This is a genomic window from Catalinimonas alkaloidigena, from assembly GCF_029504655.1.
GTDB classification, from domain to species: domain Bacteria; phylum Bacteroidota; class Bacteroidia; order Cytophagales; family Cyclobacteriaceae; genus Catalinimonas; species Catalinimonas alkaloidigena.
Genome location: NZ_JAQFIL010000003.1, coordinates 107,294 through 127,562, shown reverse-complemented (window position 1 = coordinate 127,562; position 20,269 = coordinate 107,294). Strand labels below are relative to the sequence as shown.

Genomic DNA, 20,269 nt, shown 5'->3' with positions numbered 1-20,269 from the left:
CTGGGTAACATCCGAATAAACACAGCGGAGTTGTGTTTATTTACAATATAGGTTTTCCTTTTTTGCTTCACAAGATAGGGTATCAAAGGGGCTCACCACCGACTGAATGTATCTATGACTTACGTGTGTATAAATTTCTGTCGTTTTGACGCTGTTGTGGCCTAGAAGCACCTGGATCATTCTTAAATCGGTGCCAGACTCTAACAGATGCGTTGCATAGCTGTGACGTAGTGTATGCACGGTGGCTTTCTTGTGTATACCTGCTCCTCTTTTGGCCCTTCTGAAAATCTGCTGGATGCTACTTTTACTGTAGGCTCCCCCTTTTTCTCCCTCAAAAAGATAAGCTTTGGGTTGGTACTCCAGATAGTAGGAACGAAGTTCTTGCAGGAGATGCTTGGAAAGCGGTACCTGACGGTCCTTTTTACCTTTGCCTTGGCTTACTACTAAAACCATCCGTTTGGAGTCTATATCCTTGATTTTAAGTCTTATCACTTCTGAGATTCTTAAGCCAGAGGCATAAATAGTGGAGAGAATTGCATGATGTTTTCTATTTTTCACCCGCATTAGGATCGCTATAACTTCTTGTTTGGATAAGACCACCGGTAAGCGGTATTCTTTTCTAGGACGATCTATCTGATAATAGGTCCGGGGACGTTTTAGGATTTGCTCGTAGAAATACTTGATGGAATTGATGAGCTGGTTCTGATAGGAAAGGGATTTGCCCTGGCAGGCTTCTACCAAAAATGCTCTGATCTGCTCTTCTTCCAAGCTTCTTAAGTCCTGGCTTGGAAAGTGTCCCAGAAATAGCCTTAGCATACCTACATAGGTCTTCTTTGTACTTGGGCTATAGTTCATTTGCTCCAATCTTAAAGCTACCTGAGAGAGTATCTGATCCATAACCGCTAAAATAAGCACTTAAACCCATGGCCGAATCATACCTTTCGATTAGATACGACTATAAATGTTTGTAAACGTTTGTAAGCGTATAGCCTTTTAAACGTATATTTCGCTATACGTTTACAAACGACTAATACATGACCGTATCCAAGACTTGTGCCATCTGCCACACTCCTATCCACGGCAGAGCGGATAAGAAATTCTGCTCTGATGCCTGTAGAGCCTCTTTTCATAATCACCAGAAAGTCGCTAGAAATGCTTTGATCAGAAAAGTCAACCAACAGCTGCTCATTAATCATAGAGTGCTGCTTGCTTTCATAAAAGATGATCCTCAAACTTATCCGGTAATAAATAAGCAAATGCTGCTGCAAAAAGGATTTGATGCGCAGTATCATACCTCCCGAAGGATCATCTCTGGCAAAGCCTTCTACTTTTGTTATGATGTGGGTTATTCAGTACTCAATGCTGATCAGGTAATGCTGAGGTCACTTCCCTCCTATCCAATGGATGATGGGCTTAACTCACAAGTAGAAGAAGAGGTAGTAGAGTATGGCTTTTGACATTTTGGCTGATAGGGTAAATAAGCCTGATGAGCTGAGTACTTCTGCTTGAAAGTGTAATAATCGCTTATATGTTAAACAACCTCTACCCTACCCCTGAATGCGGTAATTCTAATTAAATTTAACGGTTTATGTGTTAACCATTCGTTCAGGAGTGTCATATTGACCTACAGTGTTAGCATAGTAATAGTAACCACTCGTCCACTGCTTTCCACCCCACAACATTTTTTCACTTCAGAATGCTGAGCAAATATCTGTTTTGCCGTTATGCTTATTTATTTCGGGCATTTCGTAGTTGTTTTTCCTTTTGCTGAAATACTTCAATAAACTTTTCTATAACTTTTAGATAGTGGTTAATCAGCTAATCCTTTTTCTCTTTCCAAATTAACCTGCCTTTGTTATTGAGTATAGTATTAAGTAGTTAGACTGTTTAAGATTACAGGTTAAAAGCTTCTATTATTCTGATAATCAACATATTAACAATAGTTTATACGTGAATTAAATTTGTCGCAGTACTTAGATCATTCATAAATAAAAACTTAGAATTTTTATGAAACACCAAAAAATATTTCAGGGTAATAAACTTAATACCGAAAAAAAATGGAGAGTGCTTCCTGCCAGTACAAATAAATGCCAAATCCCATGATTATACTTAATCTTGTGCTGAGCGTAAAAAAATGTTCCCAAGGTATAGAATATACCCCCTAATATTAGGAACACAAAACCCTGAAAGGACATGAGCATATGTAATGGCTGAATAGCAATTATTACAATCCATCCCAGCGTGATATACAGAACTATTGAAAGTATCTCCTTTTTACCTACATAAAAAACTTTCATCAAAATACCTGCAATCGCTATTCCCCATACAACTCCAAAAATGGTCCATCCTAATGAATTTTTTAATATAGCTAGACAAAAGGGTGTATAGGTACCTGCTATCAGCAGGAAAATGGACATATGATCAAACTTCCTGAATAGTCTTTTTGCCTTCTTGTGGGTCAAACTATGATAAAGCGTTGATACAGTGTAAAGTATTACTAACATGGCTCCAAAGATGGAAAAGCTTACCACATGAATGGTTGTGCCTTTTATTGCAGCCAGAACAATCAAAATTACCAATGCAGCTATGGCAAGGCAGGCCCCCACTCCGTGGGTTACTGCATTAAATATCTCTTCTTTTTTAGAATACATGTTATTCTTTTTATCTTATTGATATTCATCAACTAATGGAGGCTTCTTTGAAATTTGAACATATACTCCATTTAACATATTTCAACTCTTTCTGAAGTAGGTTTAATTCCTGCAGCAGCCTGGGTTTAATATCCTCAAACTGTGACTTAAGGCTTGAAAACAGTTCTTTATAATAGCTCACTCCTTCTTCCAGACTTGCTTCAAACAATTGAAAATATTTAAGTTGTGAATCGCTCAATTGCCCTTGACATTCCTCTATCTTTGTTAGAAGATAATCGATATATAATTTAAGTTCTTTAGTGAACATGTGGGGGCGAATTTCTTTTTGGACTATGTTGGTCCTACCATATATATGGTCCACCATTTCTTTTAGCGTAGCAATTTTTGAAAAATAAGCCATGTTGGGCCCAGGGCACACGGCGATACCTTTTGAGCCACGATACATTTCTATGTGATTTTCCAATAATACGGAATTACTTAACCCTACGCATAAGCATGTTTTCTCCACAATTTTGTTGAATGATTTTTTGAAAGCTTCACGATCAAGTTCTGTCTTTTTATCATTAAGCTCCTTAATCTTGCGTTTTTGGTATTGCCGGGAAGCGGTACAAATCGGCTTTTTGGTAAAGTCTGTGTTAAAAACCAGGTGTTCCTTTAGACAGGGAGCGCCAGATTTACCTGCTTCTATTCTTTTTTGCCTTTCAAGTTCAGCTGTACTTCCTTTCACCGTATTGAACGGTACTCCTAAAGGTGACACATTGCTCAAATAGAGTTCTTCTTCTTCCGCTTGCCTAAGGAGATCAATAGTACCTCTGTCTATATTTACAGCCTCCGGAACCAGCAAAAATGGCGACCCCCATCCTACGGAGTCAATGTTATAAAAGTCAAGCAGGAAGTTGTGTTCATTATATGTGCCCACTCCTCCCTGCACAGTAATGAAAACGGGAGGTGGCTCCTGCACCACTTTTCCTCTATCATTGTTGAGTACTTCTGTATAAATCTGAAATAGAGAAAATACAAGATCATCCCTCTTTTCTTTAAACTCTTGTAGGATAGGTCCCAGCAAATAACCATCTGTGGCAAACGCGTGCCCCCCGCAATTTAACCCTGATTCTATCCTGAATTCTGATACCCACAATCCCTTTTTTGCCAGAAACTTACCCTGAATCAAAGCAGAACGGTAATCGCTAACTTTTAATATTATTTTCTTTCTTGCTAAACCTGAATGATCAGGAAAGAAATCATTAAAAGTTGCCATGTAACCATATAACCTTGGGTTTAGACCTGCAGAGAGCACCACTGATGATGAAAGCCTGCTATTCGCGAATCCTCGTAACGCTGCATGCGCGTCATTGTATTCTACCGGTAAAGCTTCATTTCCGGAGTAGTTAACTTTATCAAGCTTGGTCATGATATTCACGTCAATCGCTCCAGGCACGATTTTATCCCTTAATTGCTCTTGTTTTCTTTTTTGGTTCTCTTTGCCGGACTGAAGCATCTGTCTATATTCATGCTTGAGCGGGGAAGACTCGGGAAGCATTTCAAAATATTTTGTGATTTCACTTTCTGCTTCAAATGAAGATTTTTTGAGCTTATTAAGCTTCTCAATGACAATATCATTGACCAGATCTAAGTATGCGGTAATACTTCTTGCCCTGCTGTCTTCCTCTTTTTCATGAATTGGGGTATAGGCATAATTGTGTAGCCTGCTATGGTATTCACGCATTTGTTCTACGAGCCTGTGGTCTATGATGGATATGACTGAAGTGATGCCGTACGGAGCCACTTTTATAGGGGTGTCAATGGTATACCCAGTCCCCATTACAGGAATATGGAAGGTATGTGGTCTGAATCTATTTTTCATATTGTCTGATTGATGGGCCTATTCTTTTAATATGTTAACCGCACTTACTGTACCCACATTGGCTACATTGCAAGCAGGATTCCTGATAGACTAATGAGGCTTGTTTACAATGAGGGCAGGCGTTATCAGTAGGCACAGTACCATCGGGTATAAATTGTAATAAAGCCCTTTTTACACCATTCCTCCAGGTATTTAATGTCTGGCCATCCAGGTACAGATCTTCAATCATTTCAATAACATACTTGAGTGGCATTCCATGTCTGAGTATCCCACTGATGAGCTTGGCGTAATTCCAGTACTCTTCATTGAATGTACGTGACAATCCTTCAATCGTCACCTTGTAGCCATCATTATCCAAGTACTGGAAGTCATACCTGTTTTTGCCATTTTCTCCCTTACTTTTAATCACTTTTCCCTTATCTACACTTTCCAGAATAGAGAAAGAATCTTCGGCCCTTCCTGTAAAAATCTCATAGGGCTTACCATGATATATGCCCACCACGGCAACCCAGTTTTTTTCATTGTTTTTAAATCGCAATACAGCTGCTTCCAACTCAACGGGTCGTTTGGGTGGAATGGTTTCCAAAAAATCCTGCTGATCAAGTTTCTTTTCACTTACTAAAATTCCAGCCCGGCTGCCTTCCCGGTACACTGTGATCCCTTTACAGCCCTGTTTCCAGGCATCAATATAGATTTGCGAGATCATAGCCTGAGGGGTATCTTCCGGCAAATTCACTGTAACACTAATTGAGTGGTCTACCCATTTCTGTAATGCACTCTGTAGCTTCACCTTAGCCCTCCAGTCAATCTGATCGCTGCTGGCTTCGGCATAAGGCGATTCTTCTAACAATCGCAGAAGGTCCTTTTTATTGAAGGTTTTGATTTCATCAGGCTGATAACCCTGATGCTCTAACCACTTTCTGAAGCCATGATGAAAAACAGCATATTCTTCATAGGTATCCCCATTATCATCTATAAAATAATGCTGATTTGATTTTCCGGATTTTGCGTCATTTACCTTTTTCCTCCGGGAATAATAGAGCCTAAAGGCTGGTTCTATACCTGAGGTGGTCTGGCTAAGCAGGCTTGTGCTTCCGGTGGGGGCAATGGTAAGCATAGATATGTTTCTTCTACCGTTCAGTGCCATATCTTTTACCAACTCCGGATCTATGCGCCTGATTCTGTTGATCAGAGGATGCCCCTTTTCTTTTTCCGCATCAAACACAGGAAATACTCCTCTTTCCTTGCCCAGTTGAATGGAGCTTCTATATGCTTCCACCAGGAGTGTAGTTTGCACCTGCTCCGCTACAGTGATAGACTCCTCAGACCCATATTTAATGCCCAATGATGCCAGCATATCACCCAAACCGGTGATACCCAAGCCTGTCCTCCTCCCTTTCTCACACTTTTCTTTGATTTTAATCCACAGTTCATGCTCTACCCGCTTGTAATGTTTAGGCTCTGTGTCTTTTTCTACTTTCTCTATGATTCTGTTGATCTTTTCAAGCTCCAGATCCACCAAATCATCCATCAAGCGAAGAGCGATTCTGACATGCTGTTTGAAAAGATCAAAATCAAAATAAGCTTCCGAATGAAAGGAATCTTTCACATAGCCAGTCAGATTCATCGCCATAAGGCGGCAGCTATCATACGGACAAAGAGGAATCTCTCCACAGGGATTGGTAGAGACTGTCTGGAAACCTTCTTCAGCATAACGGTCCGGTAATGATTCACGGATGATGGTATCCCAGAAGATAACGCCCGGCTCTGCTGACTTCCAGGCACCTTCAATAATCTCCTGCCAGATCTCCCGGGCTTTCGTCTCTTTACTAACTAATGGAGCGGAACTATTGACCGGAAACTCTTGCAAATACAAACCGTCATCCTGAACGGCCAGCATAAAGGCATCATCTAACTTTAAAGATATATTAGCTCCTGTAACATCAGTTGTATTCCTTTTGGCGTTGGCAAAGGAAACAGCCTCCGGGTGTTTTACCATCAGGGTGAGCATGAGCGCCCCTCTTCTACCCCCCTGTGCTACTTCCCGGGTGTAGAGTTTGAAAAACGATGCATGAAAGGGACGATGCCAGTAGCTGTCAGTGCGGAATTATTTACTTTACTACCTTCCGGCCTGATGTGAGATAAGTCTACACCCACACCTCCCCTTCTTTTCATAAGTTGCACAAGTTCTTCGTCCAAAGAAAGTACAGAACCATAAGAATCAGCTTCTGACTCAACTCCGATAACAAAACAGTTGGATAAAGATGCCTGCTGAAAGTTATTTCCAATCCCCGCCATAGGACTACCTTGCGGAATGATGTAAGAAAAGTTTTTTAGAAGCGCATATATTTCATCTTCCAATAAGGACATAGGGTATCGCTCCTCTATACGAGCAAACTCCCTGGCAAGTCTTCTATGCATATCGTCTGGAGACTTCTCATAAAAATTTCCTTGACTATCCTTCAAAGCATATTTACTCATCCATACCTCTGCGGCCAGGCTATCACCGCAAAAATAAGCAGTACTTTGCTCTCTGACTTCATTTTCAGTAAAAACCTGCAGTGTTTCCTTTGTTGGTGTTAGTTTAGCAATCACGGTGAATATGGGTTTATATGGGTTTCAAAAAAGACTCCATCTCAACAAGCTTAGGAAAAAGAATATCGTCCTCCAGGTGTACCAGTTCCTGCCAACGAAAGGTCATTTCCTGTAAAGTCCAGTAGATCTTTTGATAAAGCTCATTTTCTGGCATGTCAACATAATCCATATGATCTATCAAACTGTCAAAATATCTTTTTCCAAATTTATGTTCGGTGCACATTGCATCAATAGAGTGGCAGACAGAATATAGCCCTGGCTTTCTTAGAAAATTTTGTTTTTTTAGTTCCTTAGTATACCTATTTACATAAGGCAAGACCGCTATAGCTTCTTTGGAAAGGTGTGACATTATCTCTTCAGCACATTGCAGATACTGACGCTGTACTTCATATAACAAGGGATAGGACACCCCATAGATAGATAGCAATTGTCTAAAATCTACTCTAACTTCATGCAGCATTTGAAGAATGTGCTTGTGGTAATCTTTAACAAGATATTGGACAAGCAAATCTGCCGGCCAGTAATAATATTCTTCTTTCATTTATTATTTAGCTCGTTAGTCTAGGATTTTCTTTGTGAATATTACATTAACAGAAGGCGTTTTCTACAAAGATCCTCTTAGAGATGGATTTAAAAGGAGCAGATAAAAAGGCAGTTAGAAATGGTTTTATCTTCTGAACCTGCTCCTTTACAACCATTATTAATCAATCACACCAAAATGACTTAACTGTGTTAATCTAATGCAGCCAAAGCGAGTTTCTTCTCCAGTTCAGCAGCTTTAGGGAATAGAATGTTGTTCTCTAAATGTATATGGGTATAGAGGTCTGCCTCAAACTCCTGAAGCTTAGCAAATGTAACTTTGTACGTATTACAGGCATCTGCCGGAGGAGTATACTGATCGCACAAAGCAGCTATTTTTCTAAACCTTTCGCCTTCCGCATCATGCTCATGCTCCATCATAGCGATGGGATTTTCTACTGTACCAAAATACGGGGTCTCTAGTTGTCTGCCCCTAAGCTGAGTATTTATCATCATACGTATATAGGGAAATAAAATTTGCTCTTCTTTTTGCATATGCTGTCCCAGTTCATCCTCACACTGGTTAAAAAGTTGATATACTTCAATTAACTCTGGATGGCGATCACCATGTACTGAGGCTACTTTATGAAGATACTGCTGGAGGAGTGGAATATTCTCTTCTACATAGCGGTGGTGTTTCTTTTCAATATAGTCAACTAACAGATCCAGTGGCCATGCAGCGTAATTAACTACTTCCTCTTGTGGTTGGTTGAGCACACTTAACAAAGCTTGCTCAAGCTCTTCCAGATTAATATTTTTTTTCTCACAGGCCTTGATCAATGGCTTTTTGCCCCCACAGCAAAAATCAATATTAAACTTTTTGAAAATATCAGCGGTACGATAATCACGGTTGACGATCTGCCCTACAGGTTCTTGCATAAATGTACTCATCATTTTGTCTATTTAGTTTATAAATGATTAAGAGTACTTCCCCACATTTGAGCATTTTTGGTTAAAGACCAAAACCACTTAGGCCGGCTCGTCGTGGGTAAGTATTATCATTACGATTATATTGTTTTCCGCTAAACTAAAGGTTAGTTATCAGAGCGTTTATGATTTGAATCATATCGCGAAAATCTGAGTTAATTTTTTCAACAGACACCCAAAGCATTTTCTGTATACATTGAGAAAGCAACTCTTCTCCCCATCAAGCTGATTCAGTTTCTTTACAGCTCTTTTTTCATAATGCTTTGTAAATTATTGTGGAGATAAAATATGTAAGGAAAAATCAGAAGCTTTTCCAAGATTTGATTTTCATGCCACTCAATTTAGTGCCTTCTCTTGCGCTTTTATTGTCTCGTACAAAGTGTCTGTATACCTTTGAGGCTTGAGAAAGTAGAAATGTTAGAATACAAACAAAAAAGGCAATACATCAGGATACGTAATAGGGTGAGTGAGAAACTGGAACTCAACCCTTTTGTATTAAGTAAGCAGTTTTTGTATTGGTTAATTATAGGATTGATCGGTGGAGTCATAGCCGCCATTTATTGGATTGCTCTTGAATTTGTTTTGCATGAAAGTATGCGGCTTTCCGGTTGGGTACTTATTCCTCTAATGACCCTAGCAGGTTTATTGGTGGGGCTAATTATCCACCGAATAGGTGATCCTGGTGAAATGGATCTGATCGTCAATAACATCCGTTTTAAAGGAGGAAGGCTTGACCCCAAAAATAACCCTTCTATGATCCTCTCTTCCTTTATCGGTATTGCTGCCGGAAGCAGCATAGGACCTGAGGCTCCACTGGTACAGGTGACGGGTTCCACAGGTACCTGGCTGGCCAGAAAGCTTCGCCTGAAGGGAGAAGACTTACGTTCGCTGACCATAGCGGGTATGGCATCAGGTTTTACAGCTCTATTTGGGGCTCCGCTCGGGTCTGGCTTTTTTGCGCTGGAAATCCTGCATCATAGACACATGGTAGAATTTTATCAGGCTCTGATTCCAGCGTTTGTATCCAGTTGCGCTGCTTTTGTCATCTTTATTTTGCTGACACACATCGGTTATGGTCCTACCTGGATACTGCAAGAGTACGTTTATGGAGGTCCTTCCGATTTCTTGTTAGCAGTAGGCGTTGGAGTATTGGGCGCTATTATCGGATGGCTTTTCATTATCGTCTTTCGCTTTTCCAAAGCATTGTTCTCCAAAATAAAAAAGATCTACATTAAAACCACGCTGGGTGGACTCATACTGGGCACTATCGCATGCTTCCTGCCTCTTACCCGATTTTTTGGTCATTATGAAATTACCGATGTCCTTGTAGAAGATCGCACTTTAGGCTATCTGTTCATCCTTTTGATCTTCAAGATCATTGCCATTGTGGTTTCAGCTACCTCAGGCTGGAGAGGTGGCTTTATCATTCCTTTATTCTTTCTAGGGGCTTGTTTGGGTCAGATGTTATTGATTGTTTTTCCAGAGCTTAATGCAGGTTTGGTCATCGTAGGCTGTATGGCTGCCATCAATGCCTGTGTTACCAGAACACCCATCAGTACCATCATACTGCTTAGTACGATGACAGGTTTTCATAGTCTCATGCCGATTATGTTTGCCAGTCTGACGGGATTCTTTCTGGCTCCTAAAGCACCGTTGATTGCCTCACAGTTGAAAAGTGAACAATCATGAGTACTGAAACACACTCAGAAACTTGCCTGCCAGCCTAGCAGCAAGGTATTTCTTCCCCACATTTGGATTCCATTCAGGTTCTGATATATAGGGACTCCATACTCAAAAGCCAGACGGTGTCCTTCAAAAGGCCCTTTCCTGATGGTGCAGTTCGTACTGATAAAAGCATTCACTACAGAGCCTCCGGTATTCAGAGCATCAGAGGTTGGAGACATCATTGGATTCAGTTCTACATCCTGGCCTTCTATCTTCCAATTTTTTTAACGCCTGTAAGCGAAGTGAGTAGCTCAGCCAGTTTTTCTGCTGGTAAGCAAGCCAACCATCCAATGAAGTCAGGTTTCCCAGACGGTAAGATTTTGAATTCTCTCCAGTTCGCAAGCGACCTTGCCCTTTAATTCCATAAACAAACGACCTGTGGATAGCAGAATAAGAAATGGCAGGCATAAAGTCTAAAGTACCTGAGCCAGTCTGCATCATGTACGGCAGGCACATATCGCTGGTTTGCTGCATATAGTTTACCGTAGTAGATTCATGAATGCTACCGCTTGGAATACTAACCCCCAGGTTCAGTTGCAGGTTTTGCTGGTGACTCTTATACAAGTTATACAAAGCAGTCAGGCTTATATCTCCCAGGCTGCTGCTGCTCATTTTGGATGACATGCCCATACGGTCTGTCATTTCCATGTAGTTGCTAGCGTAAGGTAGCATACCCATCAGGGTAAGTTTGTCAGTCACTGCATACATGCCTCCCAGCATGTGCATCCACATAGTCATATTGGTTGGTGCCATCATGTACTTAGAAAGAATTGCATCTTTCTCTATATTTTCTCTCCCCAGGCGATTCTCCTGCATATTCATGTGCATCAGTTGGTAGGAGAACATCCATGAGCCTTTGCTATGCGTGTGACTTCCCATCACACCCAGGGGGGCAAAATTACCTGCTGATGCATGCATACAATGCTCCTGTCCATGGCTATGCTCAGGCCACAGACTTAGCAGGCATAATACGATTAACAAACTAGTGGTTTTCATATTTTTGGTATGTTAGCGTTAGCGACAGTCAATTTGTTTCTGCTAAAGTAAATGCTAGTCAGCAGGACGTTTATGAGGCAAATCATATTCAAGAAAAATGGAGCAAATAATTTTTTCAGTAAAAATGTAAAAGCTCAACATTTTAACAATCCTCTTTTGATGCTGTTAACTTCTTACTAAATGGTATAAAGCTGAAAGCTTAGCGTAATGACATATCATCTATCTATTTTTGCTGATTTTTTTAACCAAATAGAGAAAGTATGCAAACTCTGATTTTTTTTAAGAACTCGTGTTTACTCCTAATCTGCTGTCTATCACTGTTTTTTACAGCTTGTACCGGAGGTGGAGCAGAAGAACAACAGGCTACAACAGACCAGGAAAATACCGAAACCCAAGATAACGCAGATAGCGCAGTTTCTCCGGAGATAGATGCTTTGGCAAACCCTATGCAGGTAAAAGGTGTAGGTCCCATTCAGGAAATTGAGCTTGGGTCTACTATTGATGAACAAATGGCACAGCAGGGAGGTTCTTCTTCATTTTTGATGCAACAGGAATTTTAGGAGCTGGGTTGGCATTATCCGGATATGGATCTAATGTCAATACTTGCTTGGGAAGAGGGGCTGGTACTGGATGAGGCTAATATTGGCGCCAATAATTTAGAAGTAAAGGTAAAAACGGCAATCAACAGCGGAATCTGCCCTCTTTGCCAGACTCCTTCATCACATATTCACAGCCATTACTGTAGAAAAATAGCTGATCTTCCATTATCTCTAAAAGAGACTACTATAATTTTAAATGTAAAGCGCTTCCGCTGCATGAATGAGCGTTGTAGTAGAAAAATCTTTTGCGAGCGTCTAGGATCTATTCCTGTATATAGTAGACGCACCAGAAGAATGGAACATCGTCTTAAGGAAATTGGATACCAATTAGGAGGACAAGCAGGGGCATATTTAGCTTCTTTGCTAGGTATGCCTGTAAGTGATACAACATTGATCAGAATCCTGAAGGCTACTGAAACTATGTCTTTTATTACTCCAAAGGTATTGGGAGTAGATGATTGGTCTTTAAAAAAGGGGCAGACTTACGGTACTATTCTGGTTGACTTAGAAAAGCAACAACCTATTGAGCTACTTCCTGATCGTGAAGCTGAAATACTGGCTACTTGGCTAAAGACTCACCCAGGAGTAGAAATCATCAGCCGAGACAGAGCTAGTTGCTACTCAGAAGGAGCTAAAGAAGGTGCCCCTGATGCTATACAGATTGCTGACAGGTGGCATCTTCTCAAGAACCTAGGGGATGCATTAAAAAGAATGATGGAAAAACAGCATGCTGAATTAAGAATGGCAGCTAAAGCACTAGCTACAAAGCAACAACAACAAAAGATTGAAGATATTATGCCTGATGCTGTCACTGGTCCTGCTGTTTCGCTTTTATCTCCAACAGCTCAGAGGGCTGTGGTCTTTCAAGAGGTAAAATCGCTTTTAGCTCAAGGCTATTCCAGTAGAGTTATCGCCAGACAGCTAAAAATTGGCCGCAATACCGTGAATAGATACAGAAATTTTGAGCATTATCCGGCAAAAAGCCGCCCAAAAAGTCAGCAGTCAACAGTACTTCCTTTTAGGGAATACCTAGCTAAACGCTGGCAAGACGGGGAGAGGAATATAAAGCAGCTATGGAGAGAAATAAAAAAACAGGGTTACCAAGGTAGCCTTGGCAGTGTCTACCGTTTTTTTGAAAATATTCCAAAAGATGCTGATGCCGTACCTTTGCCGGAATTAGAAGTGAAAAATTGGACTCCTAGGAAGGTTCAATTCTTACTCAGCAAGAAAGAGCAAGATATCAATATGGAAGAGCAGAACTTTCTGAATCTTTTTTTTGAGATTTGTCCTCAAGCAAAAAAAGCAAGGGGAATGGCTTTGAGTTTTCATACCATCTTTGAGAAAAAAGATGCCAAAGCACTGCCAGATTGGATACTGCAAGCAAAAGATAGTGGCATAGCGGCACTCAAAAACTTCGCTACAGGATTAGAAAGTGATTATGCAGCCGTGGAAGCTGCCGCTACCTATCATTGGAGTAATGGTCAAGTGGAAGGGCAAGTAAACCGACTCAAACTCATCAAAAGGCAGATGTACGGTCGTGCTGGCTTTGAATTACTCCGCAAAAGAGTGGTCAATCACTATGCCTCAGGTTGATATCATCAAAAATGAAGAAGAACCAGCAGGGACAGAAAATCTTTGAAAGCTATTGCACGGCTTGTCACAAAATTGAAGAACGATTTATAGGACCAGGTCTTAAAGAGGTAACTACTCGCAGAAGTCCTGAATGGATTATGAATATGATACTTAACCCGGATGGTATGGTAAAAGAAGACCCCATAGCAAAGCAACTTTTACAGGAATATCTGTCTCCCATGGCTAACCAGAATTTAACAGAAGAACAGGCAAGACAAATACTGGAATACTTCAGGACATTGAGTGAAGTGGATAGCCTTAATCATCAATCTTAAGTTATTTACTGATGTTACGCAAGATCTGCCAGATTTCGGAAATCTGGCAGATATACACCCTCCTCTTAGCATTTTGCACAATGATTTGCGTAACGTCAGTTGCTTATCTGTTTTCTTACTAGGTTTTCAAACGCCCCAACCCCTTAATCAAAGTAATACATAAGCCAAGAAAAGTAAGCAACCAGGCAATCAGCGCCACATAAATAAAGCCAGTGGGTATGAGTTGCAAATAAGACAATTCCAGCGCCTGACTCAACCGCCAGGTACATACCGTATACATGCCTAAGGGGAACACCATTCCCCAGTATTGTGGATGGTAAAAAAGCGGAATCTTGTTATAGAGATGCCTCCATATACCTAATATGATGATAATGGGTATCCACCAGGTGCCGGTAGCCCAGAAGAAAAGGCTAAAACCCTTAAGAAAAGGAATAAACTCCAGAAGACCTGTGGTCTCTTCAATAGTTAATATGAGTGTCGCGCCAGACAAAGTACTAATAGCTACAGCTCCCATATTGATCCAGAAGGGAGGCGCAAATTCTTCTGCCCGCATAGGAAAGAATGTGAGCCTGTAAAATATCAGCGTGATCAGGATGATGTACAACATACAGCCTAGTAAAAAACCGGAAAGGGTTAAGAACAGCACTCTTTCCTCTGGAAAAGGTAATTGGTCAGAGAGTAATGTGCCTAGTATAGAAACAGCTTGTGTAGCAACCACAATTACTAACCAGATACCATTGATACCTTTTTCCAGGGGAGGTTTTACCTTTTTTACCGTAATGAGTACAAAAAAAGAATAAATCAAAACCACCCATAGAATCAAAGAAAAAAACCATAGAATAATAGCCGGTCCATACATATCTCTCAAAAGAATGTATTGTACTCCTAAAATGCAGGAAGCCGCCACCAGCGTAAAAAAACCAGCTCCTTTTGCGTGCGAATCAAAGTCTTCCATAAAAGAGGGGAAGAAAAATAGTATGCGTAATAGCAACATGCACAACAACACAACAAAGGCTACATTATTAATCCAGAAAAGAATATCGCTGATGGCAGGGAAGTCCAAAAGATGAGCTGCAATGGAAACAATACCTGTTGACATCACCAAAGCAAAGTATGCTGGAAACAAGCTTTTAACCTCTGCTTTGAGTAGAGAAAATATCTTCATAACATTCATTTATCCTGTTTATGTTGAGTAACTTCTTGTAGAATGTCTTGATGCAATAACGCACCTTACTAAGGGCACTTTTCTAATATTAATCAGCCAAAAAGATGGTATTAATCATTTGAAATGGAAGTTTAAAAAAAGTTATTGCAGCTGTTATTGATTCTCAGATCATGGATTTTGTGATTCAGTTTATATTCATTAATTTAATTATTCGCAAATATAAGCTATCATCAATAAGTAAAATTACTAATTTTTTAATTACTGAATACATAAAATGATGACAAGCCCTGAGCTTTAACTTTCAGGGATTTTTTTAATAATGACTGTTTAAACCAACCGGCCATATGTTCAAAATATTTGCAACGCTAAACAGAAAGGCTTTACTGAATGCTACCCTCGCCATGATTCTGGTCATTGTGCTGGTGTATGTTGGCTCCCGGGACCTGCAAAACTTTGATGCTGCCCTTATAGCCTACCTGTTTGGGACTATATTTGCCATTTTTGGCATTGTCTACCGCTATTCTGTATGGCTACAACGCCCACCGACCAGGCTTTACTGGCAACGGACCTGGCAATTTGTGTTTAGCAAAAGGTTTATTCCTTATACCGGATTTGTCATTAGCCAGTTTGTCAAAAACATTCTGTTTCAGCGTTTTATATATCCGCGGGGAAGAACCCGCTGGGTAGGACACTTTCTGCTGGCTACCGGCTGCATGCTGGCCTTCCTAGTAACCATTCCTCTCACCTTTGGCTGGATACATTTTACGCTTAAGCCGGATGCTATCAATATCTATGAAGCACATTTGTTTGGCTTTCCTGTTTCTGAATTTACATTGGGCGGATTTGTTGCTTTTAACGCTTTTCACATCCTTAACTGGTGCTCTTTGTTCGTGATTATTGGTGCTATTATGATGATGCGCCGCCGCCTAACCCATGGAGGGCTTATTGCTACGCAATCTTTCCAAGACGATTGGCTACCACTGGTTTTACTGCTGGCAATTTCTGTTACAGGTTTGGGGCTAACTTTTGATTACTCCTTCATGCAGGGCAAAACGTTTGAGTTTATGTCAGTTACACATGCCATTACGGTAATTTTATTTCTGGTGTGGATTCCTTTTGGTAAATTTTTTCACATTTTCCAGCGCCCTGCTCAGTTGGGCAGCAACGTATACCGAAGAGAAGGAGAAAAACAGGGCATGGCAGTATGCCCTCATACCGGTGAGGAGTTCGCAACGCAACTTCATATCAACGATCTTAAAAAAGTAACCAAAGAATTAGATTTCAATTTTGATTTGGAGAACGGAAGCAGCCACCTTGATTACAGCCCGGAAGGGAAGCGGTCAGCACTTGCAAAAGCACATCTGGCGGCCCGTAATCAGCAGGGAAAATTCTTTGGATAATACTTACTACTAAAAACTAAGAGTATGGCAAAGCTACCGATTTCGGTTGATAAAATAATAGAAAACTATGGCCCTCATAAGGCCTATGCTCCCAAACAGGGCTTCCATGGCCACGCCGATCCCGATAAGCTGGTAAAAACACATTGCTGTTTTTGCGGAATGCAGTGCGGTTTACAGTTAAAAGTAAAAGACAATGCTGTAGTGGGTTTTGAACCCTGGATGGAATTCCCTTTCAACGAAGGCCGTATGTGCCCTAAGGGAGTCGCTCGCTATCTACAGAATAACCATGCTGACCGCCTGCTGTCTCCCCTTGAGCGAGTAGAAAGTGAAGGTTTTAAAGCAGTGGACTGGGAAACAGCCATGAGCAGAACGGTCACCGAAATCAAACGTATCCAGAGTACTTATGGAAATGATGCTTTTGCCATGCTCTCAGGTGTGTCGCTCACCAATGAGTTGAGTTATATGGTCGGTAAGTTTGCCCGAGTAGCACTTAAAACAGCCAACCTTGATTATAACGGCCGACTATGTATGGTAAGCGCTGGAGCAGGCAACAAAAAAGCCTTCGGTCTGGACCGCATCTCTAACAGTTGGGTTGATTTAAAACACGCGGAAGTGATCATGATCTGCGGGTCAAACGTCAGTGAGACTTTTCCTACCCTGATCCATTATATTTGGGAAGCCCGTGACAATGGCGCCAAACTTATCGTCGTAGATCCTCGGGTAACTCCTGTGGCCCGCACTGCCGATCTGCATCTGCCCGTACGTCCGGGTACTGACTCGGCTTTATATGGCGCTATGTTACAGCAACTGGTAGAAAATGACTGGCTGGATCATGATTTTATTAATCAACATACCAGTGGGTTTGATGCAACTATTGCCGCCGTAAAAGACTATAGTCTTGAGTGGGCTGAAAAAGTAACGGGCATACCTGCAGAAAGTATTAAGCAGGCCGCAGCTATGTGGGGCCAGGCTAAAACCAGCTTTATGATGCATGCCCGAGGGATAGAGCACCACTCCAAAGGCGTTGACAATGTGTTAGGGTGTATCAATCTGGTATTGGCTACCGGTAGAATTGGTAAACCTTATTGCGGGTATGGCACCATTACCGGTCAGGGAAATGGACAGGGAGGGCGTGAACACGGGCATAAATGTGACCAACTCCCCGGTAACCGCGATATTACCAACCCGGAACATCGTAAATATATCGCAGACGTTTGGGGCATTGATGAGAAAGATATGCCCGGCAAAGGACTTACAGCTTATGAAATTCTGGAGGCCATTCACAGAGGTGAAATTAAGGGCTTAATATCAATCTGTTTTAATCCGGTGGTTTCTTTACCAAATAATAATATGGTGCGTGAGGCACTGGAAAAGCTGGAGTATTATGTAGCCATTGATTTCTTTTTGAATGAAACTGCACGGCATGCCAATGTAGTACTGTCGGGTGCCCTACATGAAGAGGAAGAAGGGACCGTTACCTCGGCCGAAGGCCGGGTGATAAAAATCAATGCAGCAGTAACTCCACCTGGAGATGCACGTACCGATGCTTCTATATTAAAAGAACTAGCGGCACGCCTGGGCGCTGGCGATAAATTCGCTTTTAAAAACAGTGAGGCGATTTTTAATGAACTCAGGGTAGCTTCCAAAGGGGGGACAGCGGATTATTATGGAATCACTTATGAGAGAATTGTGAAAAACTATGGGGTTTTCTGGCCCTGTCCTAGCCTGGACCATCCCGGTACCCCAAGACTGTGGGAAGACAGGAAATTTGCTACTCCCGACGGAAAAGCGCATTTCAATCCGGCACCTTACCGTGATCCGGGCGAACCTACTGATAAAGAATACCCTGTAGTCCTTACCACAGGAAGGGTTGTCTCACAGTACCTGAGTGGTACTCAAACACGTCGCATTGGAAAACTGCTTGATCAATACCCTGAACCCCTATTGGAAATCCACCCGAGCCTTGCCCAGCAATTTGGTATCCAGGACCGTGACCTGGTAAAGGTAGTCACCCGAAGAGGGGAAGCAGAGTTTCCGGCACAAGTAGTAACCACCATACGGTCCGACACTGTTTTTATCCCCTATCACTGGGGCGGAAGCAAATCAGCCAACCAGCTAACCATAGGAAATCTTGATCCAATCTCAAAGATTCCTGAATTTAAGGTGTGTGCCTGTAAGCTGATTCCCTTAGGACGAAAAGCGCCACCAGTATCTGAATCTGATGCTTACCAGAGTGTTTAATATTTTTTCAATTATATACAGAATAGACTTATGGCAGAACCAGAGAAGAATTTTGATCAGGACATGGAATTTTTTGTGGATATGCAGCGCTGCATTAGTTGCCATGCCTGTGAAACGGCTTGTGCCGAATGTGAAACCAACGGGCAGGAAACCATGATCCACGTAAATTATGTAGACAGAGCGCATTCTGTACAAACTACTGTGCAGGTCTGTATGCATTGCGAAGATCCTGCCTGCGCTAATGTGTGCCCTGCTGATGCCATTTCAAAAGACAGCAATGGAGTAGTTCATTCAGCTAACACTTCCCGCTGTATTGGTTGTTCCAATTGCGTAATGGCATGTCCTTTTGGTGTACCTAAAAAGATGGAAGCAGCCGAGCTTATGATGAAGTGCAACCTTTGCTATGACCGCACCAGTGTAGGAAAAAAACCTATGTGTGCAACTGTGTGTCCCAGCGGAGCCTTGTATTATGGAACGCGGGAAGAGATGCGGAAGAAACGTCCGAATAGTGATCCTGTCAATACCTTTAAATTTGGTGCGCAAACAGTGCATACCAAAGTGAATGTGATGATGCCAAAAGGAAGTAAAGAACTAAAAGTACATTAAGATAATTGACCGATGGCTTACGAACCCAAAGAAAAGAATCCGCCAAACTGGAAGGGAGACTTTCCCATACGTCAGGATGAAGCAACGCATGTTACGCGCCGTGAATTTGCCAAGTTTCTTTGCCTCCTTTCAGGGGGGCTGGCGCTGGGCAATGGCTATGTCGTACTAAGTTCTTTTGCCTACCCCGATAAGGAACTGGAAGGAGAACATCTTGTATGTAATACTTCAGAGGTGCCGGTTGGAGGCATGACGATGTTTGCCATCAAGGGTACTAAAGAAATTCCCTATATTTTAATCCATTTAGCAGAAGGGGAATGGCGTGCCTTTGAGCAGAAATGCACTCATCTTTCCTGCGCAGTAGTGTATCGCGATGAGGTTAAGAAAATTGAATGCCCCTGCCACAACGGTTGGTTCAGTGCTGATACCGGCGAAGTACTGCAAGGTCCCCCACCCCGTGCCCTTCCGCAGTTAAGTGTGGTCGTACGGAATGAGAAAGTGTATGTGACTGCGTTTAAAGATACAATAAGCTAAACAAAAAAGTTATGAGCAGTTTCAGAGTTACCCAAAACCAGAGCCATCCCAATAAAACTAATACCTTGATGCTGGGTATTATCATGTTATTAATAGGCATTCTCAGCATACAGATATGGCTCCTCTATAGTGCCCTCAACAATGCCCTGGATGAAAACCAGGATCTTGCCATTGCTGCTTTCATCGGTTCCCTTCTCCTCTTCTTTACCGGGCTGTGGCTGCTCAAGTATCTGCCTGATGCCAGAGGAAGATTTCTGAAAAAAGAGTTATCAGAGAACAAGTACAAATAAAAATGGAAAATTAGAGCTAAGCAGAGGACCATTGAGCTCTTGGGGTGAATCTGAAGTATTTTGAGTTTCTTTTTTCATGATGGTGATCTTAAGTTGAGGATAACTTAGAACAGAAGAACAACTATACACCCTTAGTTTTTAACATTACTGATATGTACAAAAACTGTTTTGAGCTTTCCGACATAAAACTTTT

20 protein-coding genes are annotated in these 20,269 nt (G+C 41.6%); 10 read left to right on the top strand and 10 right to left on the bottom strand.

Annotated elements, in window-relative coordinates; all coding sequences use genetic code 11:
* Positions 1-36: 36 nt before the first annotated feature.
* A complete protein-coding gene (locus tag OKW21_RS32315) occupies positions 37-897 on the bottom strand; it encodes a tyrosine-type recombinase/integrase (protein WP_277488212.1) in 861 nt (286 codons plus the stop codon).
* Between the two features lie 137 nt (positions 898-1,034).
* On the opposite strand from OKW21_RS32315, the gene OKW21_RS32310 reads away from it, so the two are divergent.
* On the top strand, positions 1,035-1,457 hold the full coding sequence (locus tag OKW21_RS32310; RefSeq protein WP_277488209.1) for a DUF2116 family Zn-ribbon domain-containing protein: 423 nt from the start codon (positions 1,035-1,037) through the stop codon (positions 1,455-1,457).
* 570 nt (positions 1,458-2,027) lie between these two features.
* Here the strand turns inward: OKW21_RS32310 and trhA are convergent.
* From trhA to ric, 6 genes are all read right to left on the bottom strand, one after another.
* Positions 2,028-2,651: a PAQR family membrane homeostasis protein TrhA gene (gene trhA, locus OKW21_RS32305; protein WP_277488208.1), complete on the bottom strand. Its 624-nt coding sequence runs from the start codon at positions 2,649-2,651 to the stop codon at positions 2,028-2,030.
* Positions 2,652-2,679: 28 nt separating this feature from the next.
* On the bottom strand, positions 2,680-4,515 hold the full coding sequence (locus OKW21_RS32300; RefSeq protein ID WP_277488207.1) for a hypothetical protein: 1,836 nt from the start codon (positions 4,513-4,515) through the stop codon (positions 2,680-2,682).
* Positions 4,516-4,549: 34 nt separating this feature from the next.
* A complete protein-coding gene (locus OKW21_RS32295; protein WP_277488205.1) occupies positions 4,550-6,526 on the bottom strand; it encodes an adenosylcobalamin-dependent ribonucleoside-diphosphate reductase in 1,977 nt (658 codons plus the stop codon).
* A 26-nt stretch (positions 6,527-6,552) separates the two neighbouring features.
* Positions 6,553-7,110 (bottom strand): ribonucleotide reductase N-terminal alpha domain-containing protein, encoded by a 558-nt coding sequence (locus OKW21_RS32290; RefSeq protein ID WP_277488204.1) that lies wholly within the window; start codon positions 7,108-7,110, stop codon positions 6,553-6,555.
* A 13-nt stretch (positions 7,111-7,123) separates the two neighbouring features.
* A complete protein-coding gene (locus tag OKW21_RS32285; RefSeq protein ID WP_277488201.1) occupies positions 7,124-7,651 on the bottom strand; it encodes a hypothetical protein in 528 nt (175 codons plus the stop codon).
* Between the two features lie 191 nt (positions 7,652-7,842).
* A complete protein-coding gene (ric, locus tag OKW21_RS32280) occupies positions 7,843-8,568 on the bottom strand; it encodes an iron-sulfur cluster repair di-iron protein (RefSeq protein WP_277488199.1) in 726 nt (241 codons plus the stop codon).
* 462 nt (positions 8,569-9,030) lie between these two features.
* Between ric and OKW21_RS32275 the strand changes: the two genes are divergently transcribed.
* A complete protein-coding gene (locus tag OKW21_RS32275) occupies positions 9,031-10,305 on the top strand; it encodes a chloride channel protein (protein ID WP_277488267.1) in 1,275 nt (424 codons plus the stop codon).
* 14 nt (positions 10,306-10,319) lie between these two features.
* On the opposite strand, the gene OKW21_RS32270 is transcribed toward OKW21_RS32275, so the two are convergent.
* Together OKW21_RS32270 and OKW21_RS32265 are read right to left on the bottom strand one after the other, a co-directional pair.
* On the bottom strand, positions 10,320-10,523 hold the full coding sequence (locus OKW21_RS32270) for a hypothetical protein (RefSeq protein ID WP_277488197.1): 204 nt from the start codon (positions 10,521-10,523) through the stop codon (positions 10,320-10,322).
* On the bottom strand, positions 10,504-11,337 hold the full coding sequence (locus OKW21_RS32265) for a transporter family protein (protein ID WP_277488196.1): 834 nt from the start codon (positions 11,335-11,337) through the stop codon (positions 10,504-10,506). The genes OKW21_RS32270 and OKW21_RS32265 overlap by 20 nt, the downstream gene beginning before the upstream one ends.
* A gap of 260 nt (positions 11,338-11,597) precedes the next feature.
* On the opposite strand from OKW21_RS32265, the gene OKW21_RS32260 reads away from it, so the two are divergent.
* From OKW21_RS32260 to OKW21_RS32250, 3 genes are read left to right on the top strand one after another with little or no spacing between them, the layout of a single operon-like run.
* Positions 11,598-11,897, top strand: a complete 300-nt coding sequence (locus OKW21_RS32260) for a hypothetical protein (RefSeq protein ID WP_277488194.1) — start codon at positions 11,598-11,600, stop codon at positions 11,895-11,897.
* A 24-nt stretch (positions 11,898-11,921) separates the two neighbouring features.
* Positions 11,922-13,529 carry an ISL3 family transposase gene (locus OKW21_RS32255; protein WP_420870149.1) on the top strand — a complete coding sequence of 536 codons (1,608 nt, stop codon included), beginning with the start codon at positions 11,922-11,924 and terminating at the stop codon, positions 13,527-13,529.
* Positions 13,530-13,540: 11 nt separating this feature from the next.
* The gene (locus OKW21_RS32250) at positions 13,541-13,843 is read left to right on the top strand and encodes a c-type cytochrome (protein WP_277488191.1); all 303 of its coding nucleotides are present in this window, start codon (positions 13,541-13,543) and stop codon (positions 13,841-13,843) included.
* A 118-nt stretch (positions 13,844-13,961) separates the two neighbouring features.
* On the opposite strand, the gene OKW21_RS32245 is transcribed toward OKW21_RS32250, so the two are convergent.
* Positions 13,962-15,008, bottom strand: coding sequence for a tellurite resistance/C4-dicarboxylate transporter family protein (locus OKW21_RS32245; RefSeq protein ID WP_277488189.1), 1,047 nt, complete (start codon positions 15,006-15,008; stop codon positions 13,962-13,964).
* A gap of 344 nt (positions 15,009-15,352) precedes the next feature.
* Between OKW21_RS32245 and OKW21_RS32240 the strand changes: the two genes are divergently transcribed.
* The 5 genes from OKW21_RS32240 to OKW21_RS32220 are packed head-to-tail and all read left to right on the top strand — an operon-like array spanning position 15,353 to position 20,076.
* The gene (locus tag OKW21_RS32240) at positions 15,353-16,408 is read left to right on the top strand and encodes an MFS transporter (RefSeq protein ID WP_277488187.1); all 1,056 of its coding nucleotides are present in this window, start codon (positions 15,353-15,355) and stop codon (positions 16,406-16,408) included.
* A 24-nt stretch (positions 16,409-16,432) separates the two neighbouring features.
* Positions 16,433-18,649, top strand: coding sequence for a molybdopterin oxidoreductase family protein (locus tag OKW21_RS32235; protein WP_277488185.1), 2,217 nt, complete (start codon positions 16,433-16,435; stop codon positions 18,647-18,649).
* Between the two features lie 30 nt (positions 18,650-18,679).
* Positions 18,680-19,255 carry a 4Fe-4S dicluster domain-containing protein gene (locus tag OKW21_RS32230; RefSeq protein WP_277488182.1) on the top strand — a complete coding sequence of 192 codons (576 nt, stop codon included), beginning with the start codon at positions 18,680-18,682 and terminating at the stop codon, positions 19,253-19,255.
* A gap of 12 nt (positions 19,256-19,267) precedes the next feature.
* Entirely contained in the window at positions 19,268-19,786 is a 519-nt protein-coding gene (locus tag OKW21_RS32225) for a QcrA and Rieske domain-containing protein (RefSeq protein ID WP_277488180.1), read from the top strand.
* Between the two features lie 11 nt (positions 19,787-19,797).
* Positions 19,798-20,076, top strand: a complete 279-nt coding sequence (locus tag OKW21_RS32220) for a DUF6755 family protein (protein ID WP_277488178.1) — start codon at positions 19,798-19,800, stop codon at positions 20,074-20,076.
* Positions 20,077-20,269 lie beyond the last annotated feature (193 nt).